Source organism: Streptomyces sp. NPDC085866 (assembly GCF_044541035.1).
In the GTDB taxonomy this organism is placed as follows: Bacteria; Actinomycetota; Actinomycetes; order Streptomycetales; family Streptomycetaceae; genus Streptomyces.
In genome coordinates this window covers 179,756-201,357 of sequence record NZ_JBITSQ010000004.1, presented here as the reverse complement: position 1 = coordinate 201,357, position 21,602 = coordinate 179,756, and the positions used below count along the sequence as shown (strand labels likewise).

The 21,602-nt window shown below is 70.2% G+C and carries 23 protein-coding genes; 19 read left to right on the top strand and 4 right to left on the bottom strand.

What is annotated here, in order from left to right:
* Positions 1–14 precede the first annotated feature (14 nt).
* Positions 15–884, bottom strand: a complete 870-nt coding sequence (locus ACIF83_RS11025) for a LysR family transcriptional regulator (protein WP_393473136.1) — start codon at positions 882–884, stop codon at positions 15–17.
* A gap of 498 nt (positions 885–1,382) precedes the next feature.
* Between ACIF83_RS11025 and ACIF83_RS11020 the strand changes: the two genes are divergently transcribed.
* The 19 genes from ACIF83_RS11020 (at position 1,383) to ACIF83_RS10930 (ending at position 18,879) form a co-directional block, all read left to right on the top strand.
* A complete protein-coding gene (locus ACIF83_RS11020) occupies positions 1,383–2,525 on the top strand; it encodes a fatty acid desaturase (protein WP_399725580.1) in 1,143 nt (380 codons plus the stop codon).
* A gap of 41 nt (positions 2,526–2,566) precedes the next feature.
* Positions 2,567–3,568 carry a proline dehydrogenase family protein gene (locus tag ACIF83_RS11015; protein ID WP_393473130.1) on the top strand — a complete coding sequence of 334 codons (1,002 nt, stop codon included), beginning with the start codon at positions 2,567–2,569 and terminating at the stop codon, positions 3,566–3,568.
* Positions 3,569–3,653: 85 nt separating this feature from the next.
* Positions 3,654–4,901 (top strand): ATP-grasp domain-containing protein, encoded by a 1,248-nt coding sequence (locus ACIF83_RS11010; protein ID WP_399725577.1) that lies wholly within the window; start codon positions 3,654–3,656, stop codon positions 4,899–4,901.
* The gene (locus tag ACIF83_RS11005) at positions 4,901–6,124 is read left to right on the top strand and encodes an MFS transporter (protein ID WP_393473124.1); all 1,224 of its coding nucleotides are present in this window, start codon (positions 4,901–4,903) and stop codon (positions 6,122–6,124) included. Before ACIF83_RS11010 ends, ACIF83_RS11005 begins: the two co-directional genes overlap by 1 nt.
* A 17-nt stretch (positions 6,125–6,141) precedes the next feature.
* Positions 6,142–7,266 (top strand): aminotransferase class V-fold PLP-dependent enzyme, encoded by a 1,125-nt coding sequence (locus ACIF83_RS11000; protein WP_399725573.1) that lies wholly within the window; start codon positions 6,142–6,144, stop codon positions 7,264–7,266.
* A gap of 47 nt (positions 7,267–7,313) precedes the next feature.
* The gene (locus ACIF83_RS10995; RefSeq protein WP_393473119.1) at positions 7,314–7,631 is read left to right on the top strand and encodes an acyl carrier protein; all 318 of its coding nucleotides are present in this window, start codon (positions 7,314–7,316) and stop codon (positions 7,629–7,631) included.
* Complete coding sequence (locus ACIF83_RS10990) at positions 7,628–7,888, top strand: hypothetical protein (RefSeq protein WP_393473116.1); 261 nt, start codon at positions 7,628–7,630, stop codon at positions 7,886–7,888. Before ACIF83_RS10995 ends, ACIF83_RS10990 begins: the two co-directional genes overlap by 4 nt.
* The gene (locus ACIF83_RS10985) at positions 7,885–9,090 is read left to right on the top strand and encodes a beta-ketoacyl-[acyl-carrier-protein] synthase family protein (protein WP_393473113.1); all 1,206 of its coding nucleotides are present in this window, start codon (positions 7,885–7,887) and stop codon (positions 9,088–9,090) included. The genes ACIF83_RS10990 and ACIF83_RS10985 overlap by 4 nt, the downstream gene beginning before the upstream one ends.
* Positions 9,087–9,881 carry a ketosynthase gene (locus ACIF83_RS10980; protein ID WP_393473110.1) on the top strand — a complete coding sequence of 265 codons (795 nt, stop codon included), beginning with the start codon at positions 9,087–9,089 and terminating at the stop codon, positions 9,879–9,881. The genes ACIF83_RS10985 and ACIF83_RS10980 overlap by 4 nt, the downstream gene beginning before the upstream one ends.
* Positions 9,881–11,455: an amino acid adenylation domain-containing protein gene (locus ACIF83_RS10975; RefSeq protein ID WP_393473108.1), complete on the top strand. Its 1,575-nt coding sequence runs from the start codon at positions 9,881–9,883 to the stop codon at positions 11,453–11,455. The genes ACIF83_RS10980 and ACIF83_RS10975 overlap by 1 nt, the downstream gene beginning before the upstream one ends.
* Positions 11,452–12,639 carry an acyl-CoA dehydrogenase family protein gene (locus ACIF83_RS10970; protein WP_393473105.1) on the top strand — a complete coding sequence of 396 codons (1,188 nt, stop codon included), beginning with the start codon at positions 11,452–11,454 and terminating at the stop codon, positions 12,637–12,639. The genes ACIF83_RS10975 and ACIF83_RS10970 overlap by 4 nt, the downstream gene beginning before the upstream one ends.
* A gap of 22 nt (positions 12,640–12,661) precedes the next feature.
* The gene (locus ACIF83_RS10965) at positions 12,662–13,090 is read left to right on the top strand and encodes an acyl-CoA thioesterase (protein WP_393473102.1); all 429 of its coding nucleotides are present in this window, start codon (positions 12,662–12,664) and stop codon (positions 13,088–13,090) included.
* A 25-nt stretch (positions 13,091–13,115) separates the two neighbouring features.
* Complete coding sequence (fabG, locus tag ACIF83_RS10960) at positions 13,116–13,820, top strand: 3-oxoacyl-ACP reductase FabG (protein ID WP_393473099.1); 705 nt, start codon at positions 13,116–13,118, stop codon at positions 13,818–13,820.
* Between the two features lie 15 nt (positions 13,821–13,835).
* Entirely contained in the window at positions 13,836–14,612 is a 777-nt protein-coding gene (fabI, locus tag ACIF83_RS10955) for an enoyl-ACP reductase FabI (protein ID WP_393473096.1), read from the top strand.
* 76 nt (positions 14,613–14,688) lie between these two features.
* The gene (locus ACIF83_RS10950; RefSeq protein WP_094219868.1) at positions 14,689–14,931 is read left to right on the top strand and encodes an acyl carrier protein; all 243 of its coding nucleotides are present in this window, start codon (positions 14,689–14,691) and stop codon (positions 14,929–14,931) included.
* Positions 14,928–16,154 carry a beta-ketoacyl-[acyl-carrier-protein] synthase family protein gene (locus ACIF83_RS10945; RefSeq protein ID WP_399725566.1) on the top strand — a complete coding sequence of 409 codons (1,227 nt, stop codon included), beginning with the start codon at positions 14,928–14,930 and terminating at the stop codon, positions 16,152–16,154. The genes ACIF83_RS10950 and ACIF83_RS10945 overlap by 4 nt, the downstream gene beginning before the upstream one ends.
* Complete coding sequence (locus ACIF83_RS10940) at positions 16,151–17,131, top strand: beta-ketoacyl synthase N-terminal-like domain-containing protein (protein WP_393473089.1); 981 nt, start codon at positions 16,151–16,153, stop codon at positions 17,129–17,131. The genes ACIF83_RS10945 and ACIF83_RS10940 overlap by 4 nt, the downstream gene beginning before the upstream one ends.
* The gene (locus ACIF83_RS10935) at positions 17,121–17,930 is read left to right on the top strand and encodes a thioesterase family protein (RefSeq protein ID WP_393473086.1); all 810 of its coding nucleotides are present in this window, start codon (positions 17,121–17,123) and stop codon (positions 17,928–17,930) included. Before ACIF83_RS10940 ends, ACIF83_RS10935 begins: the two co-directional genes overlap by 11 nt.
* Before the next feature lie 31 nt (positions 17,931–17,961).
* Positions 17,962–18,879, top strand: a complete 918-nt coding sequence (locus ACIF83_RS10930) for a TIGR03854 family LLM class F420-dependent oxidoreductase (RefSeq protein ID WP_393473083.1) — start codon at positions 17,962–17,964, stop codon at positions 18,877–18,879.
* A 20-nt stretch (positions 18,880–18,899) separates the two neighbouring features.
* On the opposite strand, the gene ACIF83_RS10925 is transcribed toward ACIF83_RS10930, so the two are convergent.
* Genes ACIF83_RS10925 through ACIF83_RS10915 form a run of 3 tightly spaced genes read right to left on the bottom strand, consistent with a single transcriptional unit; the run spans position 18,900 to position 21,228 of the window.
* Positions 18,900–19,481 carry an NADPH-dependent FMN reductase gene (locus tag ACIF83_RS10925; protein WP_398138339.1) on the bottom strand — a complete coding sequence of 194 codons (582 nt, stop codon included), beginning with the start codon at positions 19,479–19,481 and terminating at the stop codon, positions 18,900–18,902.
* Positions 19,478–20,467 carry an RNA polymerase sigma-70 factor gene (locus ACIF83_RS10920; protein WP_399726282.1) on the bottom strand — a complete coding sequence of 330 codons (990 nt, stop codon included), beginning with the start codon at positions 20,465–20,467 and terminating at the stop codon, positions 19,478–19,480. The genes ACIF83_RS10925 and ACIF83_RS10920 overlap by 4 nt, the downstream gene beginning before the upstream one ends.
* Positions 20,461–21,228 (bottom strand): SDR family NAD(P)-dependent oxidoreductase, encoded by a 768-nt coding sequence (locus ACIF83_RS10915; RefSeq protein WP_393473077.1) that lies wholly within the window; start codon positions 21,226–21,228, stop codon positions 20,461–20,463. The genes ACIF83_RS10920 and ACIF83_RS10915 overlap by 7 nt, the downstream gene beginning before the upstream one ends.
* Positions 21,229–21,602 lie beyond the last annotated feature (374 nt).

Genomic DNA, 21,602 nt, shown 5'->3' with positions numbered 1-21,602 from the left:
TTGGTGCACGACCCTCAGGGCTCGGTGGCGTCGAGCGCCGCCTGGGCGACCCGCCGCACCACGGTCCTTCGGTCGGCGCTGCGCCAGGCGAGCGCGGTCGAGCAGTGGATGTTCCCGGACAGGGGCACGATGACGACGTTGGCCCGGGCGTAGTGCTCGTCGGTGCTCTCCGAGACCAGCGCGACACCGCGGCCGACGGAGACGAGTTCGAGGGTCTCCTCGATGGACCGCGACATCACCATGTCCCGCAGGTCGGTGATGCCCACGGCCTGCGGGGTGCGGAACTCGGCCCAGGCCCGGTCCTCGGAGAGGGGAACGACCCAGGTCCGCCCGGCGAGTTCGGACGGCTCGACACGGTCGCGGCCGGCCAGCGGATCGTCCAGGGGGAGGGCGACCGCCCGGCGGTCACTGGCCACGGTCAGGCTCCGGATCGTGGGGTCGTCCAGCGGCGGCCACACGATGGCGAGGTCGGACTGACCGGATGTCAGACCGCAGCTCGGGTCGGCGTAGTCGTAGCGGCGCAGGGTGATGTCGGCGTTCGTCTCGTCCCGGACGAGCTTCATGAGCCACGAGGTGCGGCGGCCGGCCGCTTCCCCCATGAAGCCGATCGTGAGACGCGGTCCGCGGTCCGCGAGCAGCGCGTCGACCTGGTCGGCCGCGTCCACGGCCGCGAGTGCGTCACCGAGCAACTGCCGCCCGAGGTCGGTGAGATGAACGCCGTCGCGGGTGCGGCTCAGGAGCGGCCGGCCGGCCTCGGACTCCAGGCGGCGGATCGCGTCGCTCACCGCCGGCTGCCGCACCTTGAGGGCGTCGGCCGCCCGCTGGAACGAACCCGTGCGAGCGACGGCGGCGAAGGCACGCAACATGGCAAGGGTCGTGGGCACCTCCGGAGCATAACCGGCCCCCTCCCCACCATCGCTTATGGCCATCGACTCTGCTTATGGGGGCGGGAGGCGCGGGAGGGCCGATGATCGACGGCATGCGGCACCGCGAGGCCGCCGTTACCGCCCCCGGAGGAAGGATTACGCCATCGTCGTGCACCCGTGCGGCTTGGTTTGTGTCATTTAAAGAGCATATATTCCGCTGACCGGGAATGGGTTTGAGTCGGAATCCGGCCGCAGCCTGCCGGCGCCCGAAGTTTCGCCCTTGTAACCGGGCTGTCGAGCGTGTTTGACTCAAGCGAAGGCGCCACCAACGGGGGTAGTGAGTGTCAAGGTTTCCTTTTCCCAGGGTTCACCTGTGGTCCCCTTGCAGATCGCCCCTGTCTGACGCATCCCGGATGTTGTCCGGTGGTTTTGCCTGTCAGGCCTGAACGGGCTTCTCTTTCATGTTCCAGCGCATAGACCTGCGCTGCGGCATGTCCATTTCTTTGTCTGGGGGACGTGACCTTGCCTGCTCAAAGTGCAGCAAACGCGAGCGGTGAAGAACTGGAAAGTGCAGAAGATCTGAGCTTAGATTTCAGCAGGCTCGACCGAGGGGTTCGCAAGCGCCTCAAGCAGCTTTGCGAGCTTGACAACCACCATGCGCCGCTGGCGATCCTCTGCGATTACCTGCTGGTCGCCGCCTCGGTCTACCTGTGCGTCGGAGTGTCGTACTGGTTCTACCCGATCGCCGCCATTCTCATCGGGTCGACCCAGCGGGCGTTCGTCAATCTCCTGCATGAGTCATCACACAAAGTTCTCACCAAGAACCAGCGCCTCAATGTAACACTGGGCACCGTCTTCTCGGGGTACCTGGTGCTGCATCTGTACAACCCGTACCGGAATTCCCACATAGGTTTCCACCACCGTTATCTGGGTGACCCGGAGAAGGATCCCGACTACAACTTCCACGTGGGTGTCGGAATCTACGACCACCGGATCTCCGACAAGAAGTTCTTCCTCAAGAACATCGCGCTCGCGGTGTTCGGCATGAGGACTCTCGAGTACGTGGGCTACGTCATTCGGGACCGCATCTTCTTCAGCCCGAAGGACGTCGCGGTCTCCATGCCCATCCGGCTCACCACGGAGCGCGTCCTCCTGCTGGTGCAGTGGGCCGGCATCATCGGCCTGTGCGCCTGGCAGGGCTGGCTGGTCGAGCTGGCGCTGTTCTGGTTCGTGCCGCTCTTCACCACCGCCATCGCCGTCGGCTGGCTCTCGGAACTGGCGGAGCACTACCCGCTGCCGGAGAGCGAGAGCAAGCAGATCCTCATGACCCGCAACCGCCACGGCTGGGCCGTCGAGCGCTTCCTGCTGGGCCGCCACCACGACAACTACCACCTGGTGCACCACCTCAACACCGGCGTGCCGTTCTGGAACATGAAGCGGGCGCATCAGGTCCTCCTGGAGGACGCCGCATACGCCCGCTGGGACGGGCTGTGGGCCGGCGTGCTGACCCGCTCCCGGGGCCGCGAGAACCAGGAGACGCTCATCAGCTACGCGTCGAAGTACCGCGCCTGGCGCCGCAACGGAGGCGACCCGACCCTGGTCGACGGCGGCACCTTCGCCGAGGCGGCCGCCCTCGCCCGGGTCGTCACCGCCGCCTGACCCAGCCCGCCCCGTAGCTTCCGTCGAGAGGAAACCCCCACATGAGCCACGTCGTGGACGCCCAGGCGGCCGCCGCTCTGGACCCCGAACTGCTGCGCCTGGCCACCAACGGCCTCAAGAAGCTGGCCGCGGACACCCGTTGCCGGAACGCCTTCGTGGACAACCCGCTGATGGCCGCCCTGCTCGCACCGGCCGCCGGCCGCTACATAGTCGCCGCCGACCAGGACGGTCTCTTCGAGCGGCTGCCGGTCCTCGAGGCCAAGGGGTACCGGACGGGCGTCGAGTTCGTCGGCGAGGAGGCCCGCAACGCCGACGAGGTGCGCGATGTCGTCGACGAGTACCTCAAGCTGATCGGGCGTCACGAGAGCGCCGGCCTCGCCACACCGACCCAGCTCGGCTTCGACCTGTCGAACGTCGGCTCCCTCATCTCGCCCCAGACCGGTGCGGACAACACGGCCGCCCTGCTCAAGGCCGCCGCCCCACAGGGCATCGGCATCCTCATCAGCATGGAGCGCTCGTCCTTCGTGGACGACATCCTCACGGTCTTCAAGGGCCTCGCCGAGGAGCACGAGAACGTCGCCCTGACCCTCCAGGCCCATCTGCACCGAACCGAGGGCGACCTCGCCACCGTCCTGCCGCTCGGCCGCAAGATCCGCCTGGTGAAGGGCGTCTACAACGAGGCCCCGGAGGTCGCCCTGCCGCGCGGCCCCGAACTGAACGACCGCTACGCCCGGCTCCTGGAGCGCATCCTCGATCACGGCAACCCCGTGGCCGTCGCCACCCATGACGCCACGCTTCTCGAACTGCTCGACAGCCGCGGGCTGTTGGAGCGGATCGAGGAGCTGGAGATGCTGCACGGCTGCCGCCCGCCCCTGCTCAAGGCACACAAGGACCGCGGCATCCCGTGCCGCGTGGCCACGGTGTACGGGCAGAACTGGTGGCTGCACTTCCTGCACCGCCTCGCCGAGTACCCGCCGGTCGCCCTGACCGCTCTGGCCGACCTGTACGAACCGGAGCGGGTCCGCTTCGGCTCCGAGTACTGATCCCCGAGTACTGATCAGCGCGTACTGACCCGCGAGGTTCCCACCCGCGAGCACGACCTGCTCCAACCCGAAAGAAGGTAGTCCGTTGTCATCCACTCCGCCTGTTGCCGCCATCGTCGACGGTTACTCCACAGGGAACTTCCTTCCTGCGGCCTTCACCCGCCTGGGTGCTCGAGTCGTCCATGTCCGCAGCACCCCGGAGTGGATGACTTCGATGCTGCTGCCCAACACGGACGACTACATCGCCGACCTCGTCTTCCAGGACGAGGAGCAGATCGTCAAGGAGCTGCGCTCGCTGAACGTCAGCGCCGTGCTCGCCGGGCAGGAGCCCGGAGTGCCGCTCTCCGACCGGCTCAGCGAGCTGATGGGCACGGCCAGCAACGGCTCGCGCCTCTCGGTCGCCCGCCGCGACAAGTACGAGATGATCGAGGTCCTGCGCGCCGCCGGCCTGCACTGCGCCGACCAGTTCAAGAGCGACGACCCGCAGGCCCTGGTCGACTGGGCCGAGGCGCACGGCACCTACCCCGTGGTGATCAAGCCGCTCAGCTCCGCCTCCACCGACGGCGTGTTCATCTGCAACGACGCGGACGAGGTGCGCGAGGCCGCCCAGCAGGTCCTGGCCGCCCGGGACATCTTCGACCTGCCCAACCGCGAGGTGCTCATCCAGTCCTATCTGGACGGCGAGGAGTACATCGTCGACACCGTCAGCCACGACGGCCACCGCTTCGTCTGCGGTGTCTGGAAGTACGAGAAGACGCTGGTCAACGGCAAGAACATCTACGACAAGGATGTGCTGCTGCCGGCCGACGAGTTCCCGGTGCCCGAGCTGATCGCGTACGTGGACCAGGTCCTCGAAGCCATGAACATCCGCTTCGGTCCCACCCACACCGAGGTCAAGATGACCTCCGACGGCCCGGCACTGGTGGAGATCGGCGCGCGCCTCAACGGCGACATGAACCCGGACTTCCACCAGGTCTGCCTCGGCCACAACCAGGCCGACCTGATCGCCCTGTCCTACATGCGGCCCCAGGAGTTCCTCGACCGCTACGGCGACCGCGTCTACACCCGCCGCCAGCCGGCCGTGGTCTACAACGCGCCCAGCGGACAGGAGGGCGAGGTGAAGGCGATCGACGAGGCCGTCGTCCGGGAGATCGCCGCCCTGCCCACCGTGTTCCTGCCGAGCGTGAAGGTGCCGGTGGGCGGCCGGGTCCGCCGTACCGTCGACCTCCTCACCAGCCCCCTGCGGATCTTCATGACCGGGGTCACCCAGGAGGCCGTCCTCGACGACTACAAGCGCCTGCAGGAACTGAAGGACAAGGTGTACCTCGTCTGATGCTGCGCAGTACTCTGCACGCGGTCCGCGGGCTCGCGCCCGAACTGCGGACCCTGTTCATCACCACCCTGCTCTTCCGGTCCGGAACCATGGCGTTCCCGTTCCTGTCCGCCTACCTGGTGGCGCAGAACGACTACTCCGCGGGGCAGGTGGGCTCGATCGTCGGCGCCTACGGGCTCGGCGCGCTGGCCGCCGATCTCGCGGCCGGTCCGGTCCTGCGCTTCGTGTCCGCGCGGACCGTGATGATCAGCGGGCTGGTGGGCAACGCGGCGCTGGTGCTGGTCCTTCCGCTCGCGGAAAGCGCCGCGCTGCTCACGGTGGGCACCCTCGTATGGGGCTTCTTCTACGAGGCGTTCACGCCGGCCGCGTACGCGGAGACTGTGCGGTACTCGCAGGAGAGCGACCGCAAGGTCGCCTTCTCCTGCAACCGGCTCGCCATCAACGTCGGCATGGGCATCGGACCGGCGCTGGGCGGACTCGTGTTCGCCTGGCGGCCGGCCGGCCTGTTCCTCATCAACGCCTGTGTCGTCCTGGCGACCGCCGTCTTCCTCACCCTGCGGACCTCCAACGGGTCCGTGGCGGCGGGGGAGAAGGCGGTCCGGGGCCGCATGGTGGCGCCGACCCTCAAGGGCGAGACCCGGTTCTGGACGATCTTCCTCCTGGCTCTCCCGATCCATCTCGCGTACGCGCTGCCGCCGACCTTCCTCAGCGCCTACGTGATCCACGAGCGCGGCCTCGACAGCTTCTGGGCCGGCATCATCTTCTTCGTCAACGCCGGTGCCATCGTGCTCTTCGAGGTGCCGCTGAACACGGCGATGCGGAACGTGAGCCACTACGCCTCGCTGCTGGTCGGCTATCTGCTGGCCGGCGCGGGCTTCGCGCTCATGGGCCTGTCCGGTTCGGGGCCCGCGCTCGTGGGCGCGACGCTGCTGTGGACCGCGGCGGAGATGATCGTCTTCCCGGCGCTCCTCCACTACGTCAGCGAGGTCTCCGCCCCGTCCGTCACCGGCCGCAACATGGGGCTCTACTCGGCGGGCGTCAACGTGGGCCTGATCGCCGTGCCCCAGCTGAGCCTGACGCTCACGTCGGGCGGCCACCCGGCGAGCCCGTGGTACGTGGTCGGAGCCGCCGTCGGCGTCGCGCTCGTCCTGATCGTCACCGTCCGGCGCAGTTCCTACCTCTGGCTGACCGAGCCCGAGCCGGAACCCGCTCCTGTCTCCTGACCCAACGGAGTTGGCGCATGCCCATCCACTTCAACAACGCGGGCGCGGGCCTCATGCCCGAGACCGTGACGCAGGCCATGACCGGCTACCTGGCCGAAGAGGCACAGGGTGGCGCCTACGAGGCCGAGCAGCGGCACGCGGACACCCTCGAACACGGGGTGTACGAGACGCTCGCGCGCGCACTGGACGCCCCCGCGGACGACATCGCCCTGTTCGACAGCGCCACCCGCGCCTGGTCGGCGGTGGTGTCCCACCTCCCGTTCACCTCCGGCGACCGGGTCTGGGTGACGCCGTACGAGTACGCCGGCAACCTCATCCTGTGGACCGAGCTGCGCCGCCGCTTCGGGCTGCGCATCGAGGTCGTACCGCTGGTGCCCGACGGCGACCTGGACCTGGAGTGGATGAGCGCGCACATCGGTGACGACGTCGCCTTCGTCGCCGTACCCCATGTGCCGTCCGGATGCGGGATCGTCACACCGGTCGAGGAGATCGGGAAGATCCTCGCGCCCTGGCGGTGCTTCTACGGCATCGACGCCTGCCAGTCCGTCGGACAGTTGCCGGTATCGGTCGCGTCCATCGGCTGCGACCTGCTCACCGGCGCGGGACGCAAGTTCCTGCGCGGGCCGCGCGGTACCGGATTCGCCGCGATCGGGCCCCGGTTGCGGGCCCAGGTCTCCCTGCCCTTCCATGACCTGCACATCGCCGACATGGTCGCGGACGACGACTACGAGGTGCGCACCACCGGCGCCCGCCGGTTCGAGTACGCCGAGCGCGGCAGCGCCGGCGTCATGGGCCTCGACGCGGCGGTCCGTCACCACCTCGCCCGCACCGACGGCGGCCCCGGCCCGTTGCGTGACGCCGTGCGCGCGGTGATCGAGGAGCTGCCGGGGACGCGGCTGGTCGACCCCGGATCCCGGCACGCCGCCATCGTCACCTTCAGCCACGACCGGGTGTCGCCCGAGCGAATCCGGGCCGAGCTGCGAGCACGCGGTGTCAACGTGTGGATCGCGCAGGGCAGTCACACACCCCTGTACATGCGCACCGCGGACGTCGATTTCGCCGTGCGTGTTTCCCCGCATTACTACAACTCCATGGCCGACGTGGAGACGTTCGCCGACGCGCTGCGCGACGTCCTGCGATGACCCAGCGGTTCCCACATCCGTCTCATCGAGTCGAAGGAGGGGCAGAAATGCCCGTAGAAAGCCAGGAAGCGGAGAGGCAAGAAATTCTCGCACTCGTCACCCACATCATGGAGGACACCGTCGGCCTCGAACTGGACGACGACGTCGACCTGAACACCTCGATCGGCCCGGAAGGCCTCGGACTCGAGTCGATCGGCATTCTCGAGGTGACGGTTCACCTCGAGCGTGAGTACGACATCGAGTTCTCCGACGAGGCGTTGGAGCTGCTGCTGGGCGGAACGCTCGGGGAGTTCATCGACGAGGTCGTCAGGCAGCGTTCGGCCGTGGCCGCCGGCGCGAGCACGGAGAACAGTGGTTCCCGGTGATCACGTCGAACGACATCAGGAGGATCCTCGTCGACGGCAGGACGCTGGCCGGCGTGGAGGACGTCGAGGACGACTCGGAGATCCTGGTCGACTCCTTCTCGCTCGCCTGGCTCGACCACAGTCTGCGCACCGAATTCGGCGTCGAACTCGACCTGCGGGAAGTCCGGGCCGAGGACTTCTCCAGCATCAACCGCATCGCCGACTACGTCAACGCGTTGACCGCCGGGGCCGCCGTGGCGTCAGGAGACGGCCGATGACGGAATCCCAGCGCGTCGTCGTCACGGGTTTTGGTGTCTTCACCGCATTCGGTTTCGGGGAGAAGGCGCTGCTCGACGGGGTGTTCTCGGGCCGTCCGGCATTCCGCGAAGTGGAACGGTTCGACATCTCGCCGTTCCGCTGCAAGTCCGCTGCCGTATACGACGGCAGCGGACCGGAAATACCCGAGGTGAGCTTCGCGGGCGACCCGCCGCCGCGTCAGCACGACGCGCTGGCGGCCTGCTCACGCGCGGCGATCGACATGGCGGGCATCGCTCCGTCGAAGATCTCCGGCGTACTCGTCGGCAGCCAGGGCGACTACCGCCCGATCACCCGGTACTGGGGCTCGGTGGCCGAGGGAGCGGACACACCCGACACGGCGTTCCTCAAGGACAGCGTGCCCGGCCAGCTCTCCCACGGTCTGGGCGAGGCGCTCGGCGTGGGGCCGCTGCGGATGACCTTCATCAACGCCTGTGTGGCCTCCGCCGACAGCATCATCCACGCCAGCCGCCTCATCAGCAAAGGACGTGCCGACGCGATGCTGTGCGGCGGGTCCTACCTGGTCGAGCGAGAGCTGTTCGCCAAGTTCGACTCGGCGCGCGCGTTCGCCAAGGACGGCCACGTCCGCCCGTTCTCCAAGGACCGCACCGGGCTGCTGCTCGGCGACGGAGTGGCGTGCCTGATGCTGGAGTCCGAGGCGAGTGCGCGGGCGCGCGGCGCGAACGTGCTTGCCCGGGTGGCGGGTTGGGGTATCTCCTCCGACGCCTACCACGCCAGCCGGCCGCACCCCGAAGGCCGCGGCACGGCAACGGCGATGGAGTCCGCGCTCCGCGTCGCGGGCCTCGACGCCGACGCCGTGGACTACGTCAACGTGCACGGCACGGGCACCGCATCCAACGACACCTCCGAGACCGCCGCGCTGCGCCGGGTCTTCGGGGAGCGGGCCGCGCAGCTGCCCGTCAGCTCGACCAAGAGCACGACGGGACACACCCTCGAAGGCGCCGGGGCCGTGGAGGCCGTGATCACTCTGCTGGCCCTCAACCACGGACTCGTCCCGCCCACGGCCAACTTCACCACGCCCGATCCCGCGCTGGACCTGGACTACGTGACCGACGGTCCCCGCCACCGGAGTCTGCGACGGGCGATCTCGACCAACTCCGCCTTCGGCGGGGCCAACACGGCGCTGCTCCTGGAGCGAGCATGATCGACACGCTTACCGAACGACTGCTGGTCTCCGAGGCGCTCGTCGTGCCGTCCGGCTTCACGGCCGGCGCCACCACGGTCGAGCCCGTCGAACCGGGCCGCGTGCCCGGCTTCGTGGAGTCGGCCTTCAGCCCGCTGATCAAGGCCGTCGTCGATCGCTGCCTGGCCGAAGTCACGGGCGGCGAGGCCTTCGGCGAGGAGGGCGCGCGCACCGGCCTGGTGCTGGCGACCCTCTTCGGCGACACGGTCACCGCCGATCTCGGGAGCAAGCTGCTGACGTCCGGGCGGGTGGCCAACCCGCTGCTGTTCTACCAGTCGGTGCCGACGACGATCCTCGGCGTGGTCGCCCGCGACTACGCCGTCACGGGACCGACGACCTGCGTCGCCCTCCGCGGCGACCTGCGCGGCGAAGCCCTCGACCTCGTCGACATGATCCTCGACGACGGCATGGACCAGGTGCTGCTCCTCGGCATCGACCTGGCGACCGAGTCCCGGCCGCTCAGCGCCCACGCACAGCTGACGGACGGCGGGCCGCACACGGACGCGGCACGGGTCGACACCGCCGTCGCGTTCCTGATCCGCCGAGCCGACTCCTCGCCCGGGACGGCCCCGGCCGCCGTGGCTCCCGTCGCCGACGAGCACCTGTCGGACTTCGGGAGCCTGGCCGGACTCGTCCAGCTCTACCTCACCGTGCGCGCGGAGCGTGCGGCGGCCGCTGCGGGGGCGGTCGCCGTGAACGTGGGTTCCGCACTGGGCGAGCGTGAGCTGCGTCTGCTGCTGAGGGAGCCCTGATGACCACGACAGCCGAGCGCACGACGACTCACGCGGAAGAATGGCTGGACGGGCTGCTCGCTCGCGCCGCCCGGACGTACCCGGACCGGCCCGCCCTCGTGGACGGCGACCGCGCCTGGACGTACGCGGAACTCGACGACGCCGTGGGCCGCCTCGCCGGACGGCTCGCCGACGAGGGAGTACGGCCCGGAGAGCGGATCGGGGTCTTCATCGCGAAGTCGGCCGAGGCCGTCATCGCCGTCCACGCGGGGCTGCGCGCCAAGGCGGTCGTGGCACCACTGGACGTCCGCAACCCCGTCGTCCGCACCGGCCGCATGCTGCGTCAGGGCGCCCTGACCCGGCTGCTCACCGTCGCCGCGTCCGAGAACATCGCCCGCAAGGCGGTGGGCGGCGACGAGATTCCCGAGGTCGAGGACCTCGGGGACGGCATCGGACTGCTGCGCACGCGGGAGCGGACGCCGGCGGAGCCGCTTCCCGAGCCCGCGCGTGAGGGCGGCTATGTGCTGTTCACCTCGGGCAGCACCGGGGTGCCGAAGGGCGTGCTGCTGTCGCACGCCAACGTCGCGCACTTCGCCGTCTGGGCCGCCGCGGAGACGGGGCTGCGTCCCACCGACCGCATCGGGTCACAGGCCGCCCTGACCTTCGACCTGAGCACGTTCGACCTGTTCTCCGCCGCCGCGGCCGGCGCGTGCACCGTACTGATGCCGGAACGGCTGAAGGCGTTCCCCGCCGATGTCGTCAACTGGCTCACCGAACAACGGATCAGCGTCCTGTACGCGGTGCCGTCCCTGTACGTCAACATGCTCGAACGGGGCGGCATCGCCGACGCCTTCCCGGCCGGCCTGCGGACGCTGGTGTACGCGGGCGAGCCCTTCCCGCCGCGCTCGCTGGAGGCGTGTCTGCGCCTCGCCGCCGACCGGCCCGTCTACAACTTCTACGGGCCGACGGAGACCAACGTCTGCACCTTCCTCCGGGTCCCGGCGACATGGACGGCGGAGCAGGAGGCCACGATCGGTTCGGCCGTGCCCGGCGATGTCGTGGACGTCTTCGACGAGACCGGTGAGCCCACGGCCGACCGGGGCGAGATCCACGTCGCCGGCGCGACGGTCTTCCTGGGCTACCTGGTGGACGGGGCACTCCACGATCCGACCCGGCAGGTCCGCTTCGGTGACGGGGTCGTCCGCCGCGCCTATCCGACCGGAGACCTCGGCAGGCGCACGAGCGACGGTGAGCTCGTGCTGTTCGGCCGGAAGGACTCCCAGATCAAACGGCACGGCTACCGCATCGACATCGGGGAGATCGAGAGCGTGCTGCTCGACTCTCCCGGGATCCGGGCCGCCGCCGTCGTCGCCAAGACCGGCGAGTACGAGGGCGAGGTCTGGGCGTACGCGCAGGGCACGGTGTCCGAACGGGACGTTCTCGGGCTGCTGCGCACCCAACTCCCGCTGTACATGGTCCCCGACCGGGCCGTCGTGGTCGACGCGCTCCCGCTCAACGCCCGCGGGAAGACCGACCGTCTGACGCTCGCGGCCGAGGCGCTGCCGCACCCCTCGCCGCAGAAGGAGACACGATGACGCTCCCCGACGACTTCGACAAGATCCTGGAGGCCGCCCACCAGGTCGGGCGGAAGCTGGAGCCGCTGGCGGCCGGCGTGGACGCCCGGACCGGCGACCTCCAGGAGCCCTACCGCCTCCTCGCCGAGGCCGGGTTCCTGACCCTGCTGGTACCGCGCCGGGCGGGCGGCGCCGGGCTCGGGTTCGCCGACTACTGGCGGGTGCTGTCCGCCGTCGGCTTCCACAACGGCGCGGCCGCACTCGGGCTGAACATGCACAACGCGGTCATCGGACCGCTGTGCGAATCGGCGGACACCCCTCTTCCGCCGATGGCCGAGGAGTTCCGCACCTGGCTCTTCGACGAGGTGGTGGGCGGCCGCAAGATCTTCGCGTCCGCCGCGTCCGAACCCGCCGGCGGAGCGAAGCTGCGCGGATTGCAGACCCGTTACCGGCGGACCGACGACGGCGAGGGGTTCGTGATCACGGGCGAGAAGTCGTTCGTGTCGCTGGCCGGCATCGCCGACTACTACGCCGTCCCCGCCCGGCCCGAGGACTCCGACGACCCGGGACGGATCTCGCACTTCCTGGTGAGCAAGGACGACCCCGGGGTCAGGTTCGGCGAGATCCACAACCTGACGGCGATGTACGGGACCAGCACCGCCAACATGACCCTGGACTCCGTCACCGTGCCCCGGTTCCGGCTGTTCCTCGGCATCGAGGGCCTGTCGCTGCCCAAGGTGATCCGCGAACCGCACTGGATGGTCGCCGGCTACACCGGTGCGTACCTGGGCATCGCCGAAGCCGTGCAGCAGGCCGTCGTCGACCATGTGGCCGCCTCGCCCAAGAAGGCGCAGTCCGCCGTCGTCCAGCGCACCGTCGGCCTGAACGCCGCCCGCCTGCTCGCGGCCCGCGCACTGGTCGAACGCGCCGGTGAGGCCGTCGACCTCGGCCGCGGCGGCGCCACGGCCAACACGCTGGTCCACGCCGCCAAGTACGCCGTGGCCGACCTCGGTCCGGAGCTGGCCCGCACCGCCGTCTCGCTCTGCGGTTCGGCCGCCGTGAGCCGTGCCAAGCCGATCGAGCGGCTGCTGCGCGAGCTCCAGTACGGGGCGGTGATGCCGGCCAAGCCGGAGGAGTGTCTGGAATACCTCGGCAAGGGCGCGCTGGGCGTCGACCTCCGCGACGAGAACTCGTTCTCCTGGTGAATCGAACGATTGGAGAGACCTCATGACCGAGGACGGCGCGGTGTTCGAGCATCCCGTCCTGCCCCGCTTCTTCGAGATCGACCGCCAGGGCGTCATGTTCAACATGTGGTACCTGGCCCACGTCGACGAGGCGGTGGACGGCTTCTTCCTCGCGCGTGACCTGCCGTACTCCTCCTGGTCCGAGCTGGGCGTCGACGTGCACGTCGCCCATGTCGAGATCGACTGGAAGGCGGCCATCACCCTCACCGACCGGCCCAAGGTGCTGATGAGCACCGCACGGATCGGCAAGAAGAGCTTCACCCTGGACTTCGCCTTCACCCGCGACGACGAGATCACCGCCACCGGCTGCATCGTCTATGTCGCGGTGGCCACCGACGGATCGGGCAGCACGCTGCTGCCCCCTCGGCTGGTCGGGGCGCTGGGCGAGGTCTCGCCGCTGCGGACCGCATGACAACCATCGTGATTCGGGGGCATTGATGACGAGATCGGTACTGGTGACCGGAGGAAACCGGGGGATCGGCCTGGCCATCGCCCGGGAGATGGCCGCCGCCGGCGACGCCGTGGCCGTGACCTGTCGGTCGGGCGAGGCGCCGGACGGACTGTTCGGCGTGAAGTGTGACGTGACGAGCGCCGAGGACGTGGACAGCGCCTTCGCGAAGGTCGAGGCGGAACAAGGACCCGTCGAGGTACTGGTGTCCAACGCCGGGATCACCCGGGACAAGATCCTCGCGGTCATGCGCGAAGAGGACTTCGACGCGGTGCTCGACGCCAACCTGACGGGCGCGTACCGGGTCGCGAAGCGGGCGGTGAAGAACATGATCCGGGCACGCTCCGGCAGGCTCGTCTTCGTCTCCTCGGTGGTCGCGTTCAACGGCCAGAGCGGTCAGTCCAACTACGCCGCCTCGAAGGCGGGACTGGTCGGATTCGCCCGCTCGCTCGCCCGGGAACTCGGCCCGCGGAACATCACCGCGAACGTGGTCGCGCCCGGGTTCGTCGACACCGACATGACCGCGGGACTCAGCGACCGGATCAAGGCGGCCGCCAAGGAACGCATCCCGCTCGGCCGCACCGCCTCGCCCGAGGAGATCGCCAAGGTCGTGCGCTTCCTGGCCGGCGCGGACGCCGGATACGTCACCGGAGCCGTCGTCCCGGTCGACGGCGGCCTGGCCATGGGACTCTGAGAGAGGAAGCCGTTCATGGGAATCCTTGAGGGCAAGAGCATCCTGGTCACCGGGGTGCTCACCCAGGACTCCATAGCATTCCACGTCGCGAAGATCGCGCAGGAACAAGGCGCGCAGGTCCTCCTCACCGCCTATCCCCGCCGCGGGCTGACCGAACGCATCGCCAGGCGTCTGCCCTCCGGCGCGGACGCCGTGCCGCCCGTCATCGAACTCGACGTCACGAACGCGACGCAGACGGCGGAACTGCCGGACCGGATACTCGAACACGTGCCCGCGCTCGACGGTGTCGTGCACGCGATCGGAGCCGCTCCGCAGACGGCACTCGGCGGCAACTTCCTCAACACCTCCTGGGACGACGTGGGGGCGGCCATGCACGCCTCCACCTACTCCCTGAAGTCCCTGACCGTGGCCTGCCTCCCGCTGATGAAGAACGGCGGCTCGGTCGTGGGCCTGGACTTCGACGCCTCCCAGGCCTGGCCGCTCTACGACTGGATGGGCGTCGCCAAGGCGGGACTCGAGGCGTGCTCCCGCTACCTCGCGAGGTACGTCGGACCGCAGGGCGTACGCGTCAACCTGGTCGCGGCCGGGCCACTGGACACCCCGGCCGCCAAGGGCATCCCCGGATTCCAGGAGGTGGCCGGCGTCTGGGGCGACCGTGCCCCGCTGGGCTGGAACACCGCCGACCCCGTCCCGGCGGCCAAGGCGTGCGTGGCGCTGCTGTCGGACTGGTTCCCGTCGACCACCGGGGAGATCGTGCACGTCGACGGCGGCGTCAACATCATCGGCGTCTGACCGGCCGTCACGCCCCACGGAAAACGCCTGACGCACAGCGCCCCACTGACAACGCTCTACGGACAAGGAGACCGACATGGCAGAGATCACCGACGACATCCGGGAACGCGTGAAGAAGATCGTCTGCGACATCCTCGAGGTCGAGCCCGCCGAACTGACGGAAACGACGGTGTACACCGAGGAGTTCGGCGCCGACTCGCTGGCGGTCATCGAGATCCTGACGGCCCTCGAGGACACCCTCGACGTCAGCATCGACCAGGCCGAGGCCCCGCGCATGGTGAGCCTGGCCGGCATCTACGACGTCCTGGCCGAGGCATGACCGGTACGCCGGAGCGGGTCGTCGTCACGGGCCGCGGCGTGGTGTCGAGCATCGGCTTCGGCGTGGCGGAGTTCGCCGAGGGGCTGCGGGCCGGCCGCAACGAGGTCGCGCCCCTCACCGCGTTCGACACGACGGGATTCGCCTACGCCAACGGATCCGAGGTCACGGGGTTCGATCCGGCCGGCTGGCTCACCCGGACCCCGGTGGACCAGCTCGGCCGGGCGAGCGCCTTCGCCGTCGCCGCCGCCCGAATGGCCCTGGCCGAGGCGGGACTTGACGGTGCGGAGCTGCGGGACCGTCCGGGGCACATCTCGGTCGGCACCGCCGACGGGGAGGCGCGGGACCTCGACGCGCTGGCCGCCGACACGGTCGCGCGGGGAGCCGGCACGGTGGACCCGGCACTCGTCGAACGCGCCGGGACCCATCGGCTGTCCGCGTCCATCGCCTGGGAGCTCGGGCTCGAGGACGTGACCGCGATGACCTTCCCGACCGCCTGCTCGGCGGGCAACTACGCGATCGGCGACGGGCTGGACGCCATCCGCGTCGGCGACGCCGACTACGCCCTGGTCGGCGGCGTCGACGCGGTCTGCCGACGGTCGTTCGCCTCGTTCTACCGGCTGGGCATCATGTCCCCGGACCGGTGCCGCCCGTTCGACGCCGACCGCCAGGGCATCCTCAGCGGCGAAGGAGCGGGGATCCTGCTCCTGGAGAGCCTGACCTCGGCGCGGGCACGGGGAGCGACCATCCACGCGGAGGTGCTCGGCTACGGGCTCAACTGCGACGCCCACCACGCGTTCGCACCCGAGGAGAAGAGCATTCAGCGGTGCATGGAGGCGGCACTGCGTGACGCCGGGGTGCGGCCCGGCGACGTGGACCTGATCTCGGCGCACGGAACCGGCACCAAGTCCAACGACGTGACGGAGATCCGTGCGATCAAGTCCGTCCACGGCGACCGGACGCCCCCCGTCATCTCGCTGAAGTCGATGCTCGGTCACACGATGGGCGCCTCCGCCGCGCTCGGCGCGATCGCCTCGTCGATCGCGATCACCGAGGGCTTCATACCTCCGACGGTCAACCACCGGACGCCGGACCCGGAACTTGACATCGACTGCGTCCCCAACCGTTCGGTCGCCGCCGACGTGAGGATCGTGCAGAACAACGGCTTCGCCTTCGGCGGCAACAACGCCATCGTCCTGCTGGGCCGTTACGAGGAATCCCGATGATCATTACCGCTTGGTCGGCACTGTCCCCGTACGGCACCGACGACCAGGACTTCGCGCAGGGCACCGTGTCGGGCCGGCCGCTGCCCGACGGCACCCGGCCGGTCCCGGACTTCGAACCGCGCGAGTTCCTCGGGCAGCAGGGCACCCGCGCCATGAGCCGCGCCACGGCCCTGTCCGTCGCGACCTCCGCCCGGCTGCTCACCGAGGACGACGACCGCGAGCGCACCGGGCTGGTGCTGGGCACGACGAACGGCAGCGCGCAGAACATCCTGGACGTCAACCGGGCCTCGCTGCTGCGCGGGAAGCCGTACCACATCCAGCCCTCGGTCATCCAGAACGCGGCCATGAACAGCGTCGCGAGCCAGACCGCGATCTGGCACGGCCTCAGGGGACCCAACGCCACGCTGGCCGGGGGCCGCACCACCGGCCTTTCGGCCCTCGGCTACTGCCGGCGCCTGCTGCTGACGGGCCGCGCGGACACTCTCCTCGCGGGGGCCGCCGAGGAACTCACCGAAGCACGCACGTGGGTCGGCGACGACACCGCCCCCCTGGCCGAGGGCTGCGCCATGGTCCGACTGGAGCGCAGTGCCTCCGACGGCCTGGCCGAGGTGCTCGCCGTCGCTTCGGTGGTGGCCGTGGACGGCGACATCGGCTCGGCCGTGGTGAAGGCCGCGAACAGGGTGCTGACCCGTACCTCGCCCGACCGGGTGTGGGCCGCCGTCGGCTCGGGAACGACGGACGACGCGGAGTCCAAGGCTCTGGCCACGGTGTGCCCCGAGGCGACGGTGCTGCCGCCGCTGACGGAAACCCTCGGCCAGGTCCATGCCGCGTCAGGTCCCTTCCAACTGGCGGCCGTCCTGAGCCACGCCGCCGCCTCGGAGCCGGCCGAGCGGTTCGCGCTGCTGACCTCGGCCGAACCCCAGGGCATCGCGGTCGCCGCTGTCCTCCGACTCAAGGGAGAAACCGTTGTCATTTGAGACCGCCTTCGCCGTCACGCCGTCGAGCTCCGGCTTCCGGGGCACGGTCGGCGAGGAATGGATGTTCGCGGGCCGCGTCTTCGGCGGCTGTGTGGCGGCGTTCGCGAGCGAGGTCGCCCGGGCCGCCGCACCCCATCTCGTCCTGGGCGGAATCCAGGGCTCCTATCCGCGGGCGGCCTCGCCCGGCCCCATCGAGGGCCGTGTCGAGACCATCCGGAAGGGCCGGAGCACCGAGTTGGTCCGCGTCGACCTGATCCAGGGGGACGAACTGGTCTTCACCGCCCAGGCCTGGATGCTCGACAGCGCGCTGGTGCCGACCGACCGGTCCGGCACCGACGTGGAACCCCCGGAATCGGCCGCGCCGGTGACGTGGCTGGCGGACGAGGTCGCCTTCTTCAAGAACCTCGAGGTCCGGGCGATCGACTACCCGCTCACCCCGGCCGGGCTCGGCGACGGCGTCCCCCGGTGCGAGGTCTGGGTCAGGGGCCGCCCGGACCTGATCGGCGAGGCGACCCACGGGGCGGCCGTCGACCTGCTGCTCTTCGACAGTTTCCTGCTGGAGTGCGTGTTCCGCAGCGAGGGAGTCGGCACCGTCCAGCCGATCACCCTGGATCTGGGCGTCCGGTGGACCCGGCACGTCCCCATCCAGGCGTGGCGCCGCCTCACCACGGAGGCGACCATCACCGACGGCATCGCGCTGGCCGAGGGCACCAACCGGACCGCCGACGGCGCCGTCCTGTCCACGGCCACCACGCTCGGCAGGCTGCTCCGGCGCGCCGAACCAGAGGCCCGGAAGTGACGGTCGGCGGGAAAGGCGATCTGATACCGGTATGAAGATTCGCATCGGCGTGGGGAACGTGCCCGAGCGCGGTACGCCGCCCGGCGATCCCGATCTGGCCCGTCTGGTGACCGAGTTGGAGACGCACGGGGTCGACTCGGTGTGGCTGTCCGACCTGGTCTCCGCGCCGGGCGTGGTCGATCCGCTGGTCGGCGTGGCCTACGCCGCGGGTCTCACCGAGCGGCTGAAGCTGGGCATGAGCGTGGTGGTTCTGCCCGGCCGCAACCCGGCGGTGCTCGCGGCGCAGCTGGCGAGCCTGGCCGCGCTCGCCCCGCGCCGGGTCCTGCCCGTCTTCGGTGTCCGCCCGGCCCGGCGCGCCGACCGGACGGTGTTCCCGGTGCCGGACGGGCGGCGCGCCGAGGTGTTCGAGGAGGCACTGGGCGTGGTGCGGGCCCTGCTGACCGAGCCGGTCGTCACCCACCACGGCCGGTACTTCCACCTGGACGGGGCCTCGGTCGCCCCGCTGCCCGCGCGGCCCCTGGACCTGTGGCTCAGCGGCCGGGTCCCGGCCGCCCTGGACCGGGTCGGCCGGCTCGGTGACGGCTGGCTCGGCAGCAACATCACCCCGGCCGAGGCCGAAGGCTGCCGGGCCCGGATCGTGAGCGCCGCCGACCGCGCGGCCCGGACGATCGAGGAGGACCACTACGGCACCTACCTGACGATCGTCCAGGACGACGCCGCCGGGCACGCCGTGGACGCCCTGCTGGCCCGGCTGCGCCAGGACCGCCCCGACGTGGCGGACCCCCGCACCCTGCTGTGCTGGGGCTGGGCCGACGCCCGCGAGCACCTGCGTCGGCTCACCGACGCCGGCCTGTCGAAGTTCGTGGTGCGCCCGGCGGGCCCGGTGACCTCGCGCCGCGCCTTCGTCGAGGAGTTCACCACCGAGCTGATGCCCCTCGAGAACCGCTGACTGCCGCCGCCCGCCGGGCTTCAGACGGAGGCCGGGGAGGCGGCGCGCAGCGGGCCGAGCGCCCCCGCCCAGGCCAGCAACTCGTCGACCAGCCCGCACAGTTCCACCGCACGCAGCTCCTGCGGCTTGAACTCGGCGAGGTTCACGAAGTCCTCGCGCAGCGACAGCGCCACCTGCGGCCCGATGTCCGCCATCCGCAGCGGCCCCGCCTGCGCGCGCAGCTTCTGCACCGCCATGACCGCGCCGAAGAGGCCGTAACCGACGTAGCCGACCGGCTTGCCGCCCCACTCGTCGTAGAGGTAGTCGATGGCGTTGGTCAGGGCTGCGGGCGGGGCGGTGTTGTACTCGGGCGTGACGACGATGAAGGCGTCGAACGAGCCGATCCGTTCGGCCCATTGCCGGGTGTGCGGCTGCTGCCCCGGCGCCCTGCGCGCCGGGACGGCTTCGTCGAGCAGCGGCAGCGCGTGGTCCTTCAGGTCCACGAGCTCGAAGTCCGCTGCGTCGCCCGCGTGTTCGGCCGCCATGTCGCGTACCCATAGGGCCACCTGCTCGCCGTTCCGGCCGGGACGGGTGCTGCCGATGATGACGCCGGTCCTGATCATGTCCGATTCTCCTGTTCTGGTTCCGGTGTGCCGAACGTGTGGCGGCTCGGTCCCTGGTTCGCCTCGCGGAGGATCGCCCAGGTGTCCGCCACCGGGCCCAGGTGCCCGAGCTTGTCGGGGTTGAGCACGGAGCGGATCGTCTGGATCCGCCCGTCGACGACGTCGAGCGCCCAGGCGTTGATGACCCGGCCCTCCCGGTCGCGGAAGATCGCGCCGGGCTGCCCGTTCACCGCGCGCGGCTCCATGACGCCGCCGATCCGGGCGTACGACAGGACGATCACGCCGAGCACCCGGGACACGTCCCCGGCGCCATGGAAAGCGGGCTTCCACTGCGGGGCCTTGCCACCGCTGTCGCCGACCATCGCCACGTCGGCGGCGAGCAGCTCCCGCAGTCCGTCGACGTCCCCTTCCCGGAAGGCGTCGAGGAACCGACGGGCGAGTTCCTCGCGCTCGCGCCGGTCGGCCTCGAAGCGGGGCCGGCCCGCGTCCATGTGACGGCGCGCCCGCACCGCGAGCCGGCGGCACGCCGCCTCCGACCTGTCCACCGCCGAGGCGATCTCCGGGAAGCCGAAGGCGAACACCTCCCGCAGGACGAAGACGGCTCGCTCCAGCGGGCTGAGCCGTTCGAGCGGCAACAGGGCCGCCATCGACAGCGAGTCGGACAGTTCCGCCGAGCGCTCCGGGTCCTGGTAGGGGTCGGTGAGCAGCGGTTCGGGGAACCACGGACCGACGTACTCCTCGCGCCGGACCCGGGCCGAGCGCAGCACGTCGATCGAGATCCGGCTCACCACCGCCGAGAGGCAGGCCTTCGCCGACTCGGGGCGGGCCGGGGAGGTCTCGTAGCGCAGCCGGGCCTCCTGGACCGCGTCCTCGGCCTCGCCGACGCTGCCGAGGATCCGGTAGGAGATCGAGAACAGCAGCGGCCGCAGCTCCTCGAACTCCTCGGCGGCACCTGTGCCGGATGCGGCCGTCGCGTGCGCTACCAGGGCAGAGGTCCGTCCGCGTTGAAGAACCGGGCGGTCGGCCCGTCGGTCGCGAGCGTGGCCAGCCGCACCACGACCTCGGCCCCCTGCGCCGGGGTGAGGTACCCGCGGTGGTTGTTGATGTCCGTGTCGACGTAGCCGGGGTCGGCGGCGTTGATCAGGAAGCCGTCCTTGCGCAACTCCTGGGCGTACTGCACGGTCAGTGCGTTCAGCGCGGTCTTGGAAGGCATGTACGCGGCCGACGTCGGCAGCCCCGTCAGCGGGCCGTCCGGGGCACTGGTGATGGTCAGCGACGCGGCGGCGCTGCTGACGTTGACGATGCGCGGCGCCGGTGACTTCCGCAGCAGCGGGAGCATGGCGTTGGTCACCGCGATCACCCCGAAGACGTTGGTCTCGAAGACCGACCGGACCATGTCCAGGTCGACGGTGCTGGGGATCTGATCGACGGCGTCCTCGGGCGAGACCTGCCCGGAGCCGGTGATGCCCGCGTTGTTGACCAGCACGTCGAGGTGGCCGAAGCGCTCATCGATCTCCCGCGCGGCCTCACGGACGGTCGTCGGGTCGGTCACGTCCAGGGCGACCGCGTGCGCGTAGCCGCCCGCCGCGCACACCTCGGCAGCGGCCTCCTCGCCACGCCTGAGGTCTCTGGCGCCGATCAGGACCCTCATGCCCGACGCGGCGAGCTGCTCGGCGACCGCACGGCCGATCCCCTTGTTCGCCCCGGTGATCAGTGCCACCTTCCGGTGTGTGGTGGGCTCGTTCACGATCAAGCTCCTGTCCGGTTGAGACTGTGTTCGCTACCCAGGACGAGACAGCCGGTCCGTCTGTGACATGGCGGACCGCGCCGAGCGGGAACCGAGGGCTCTGGAACCAGGCCAAAATTCGCGGAGTGTCGACACACAGACTTTCCGACGGCTGCTTGCCGGGACCACATGGTTGGTTAGGGTGGCAAGTGGAGAAGGGGGAGGTGCATCGCATCTGCCGGATGGTCTGTGACGGTGTGCGGGCTTCCACTGGGGTCGTAGCGGCAGCCGACGACCAGAGCCCGAAACACGATGCGCGCGGCGCGGGCCCGGACCACCAGGTGGGCGGCCAGTTGGCCCTCGGTGCGAAGCGCCGGATCGGCGGGCCCTCGGAC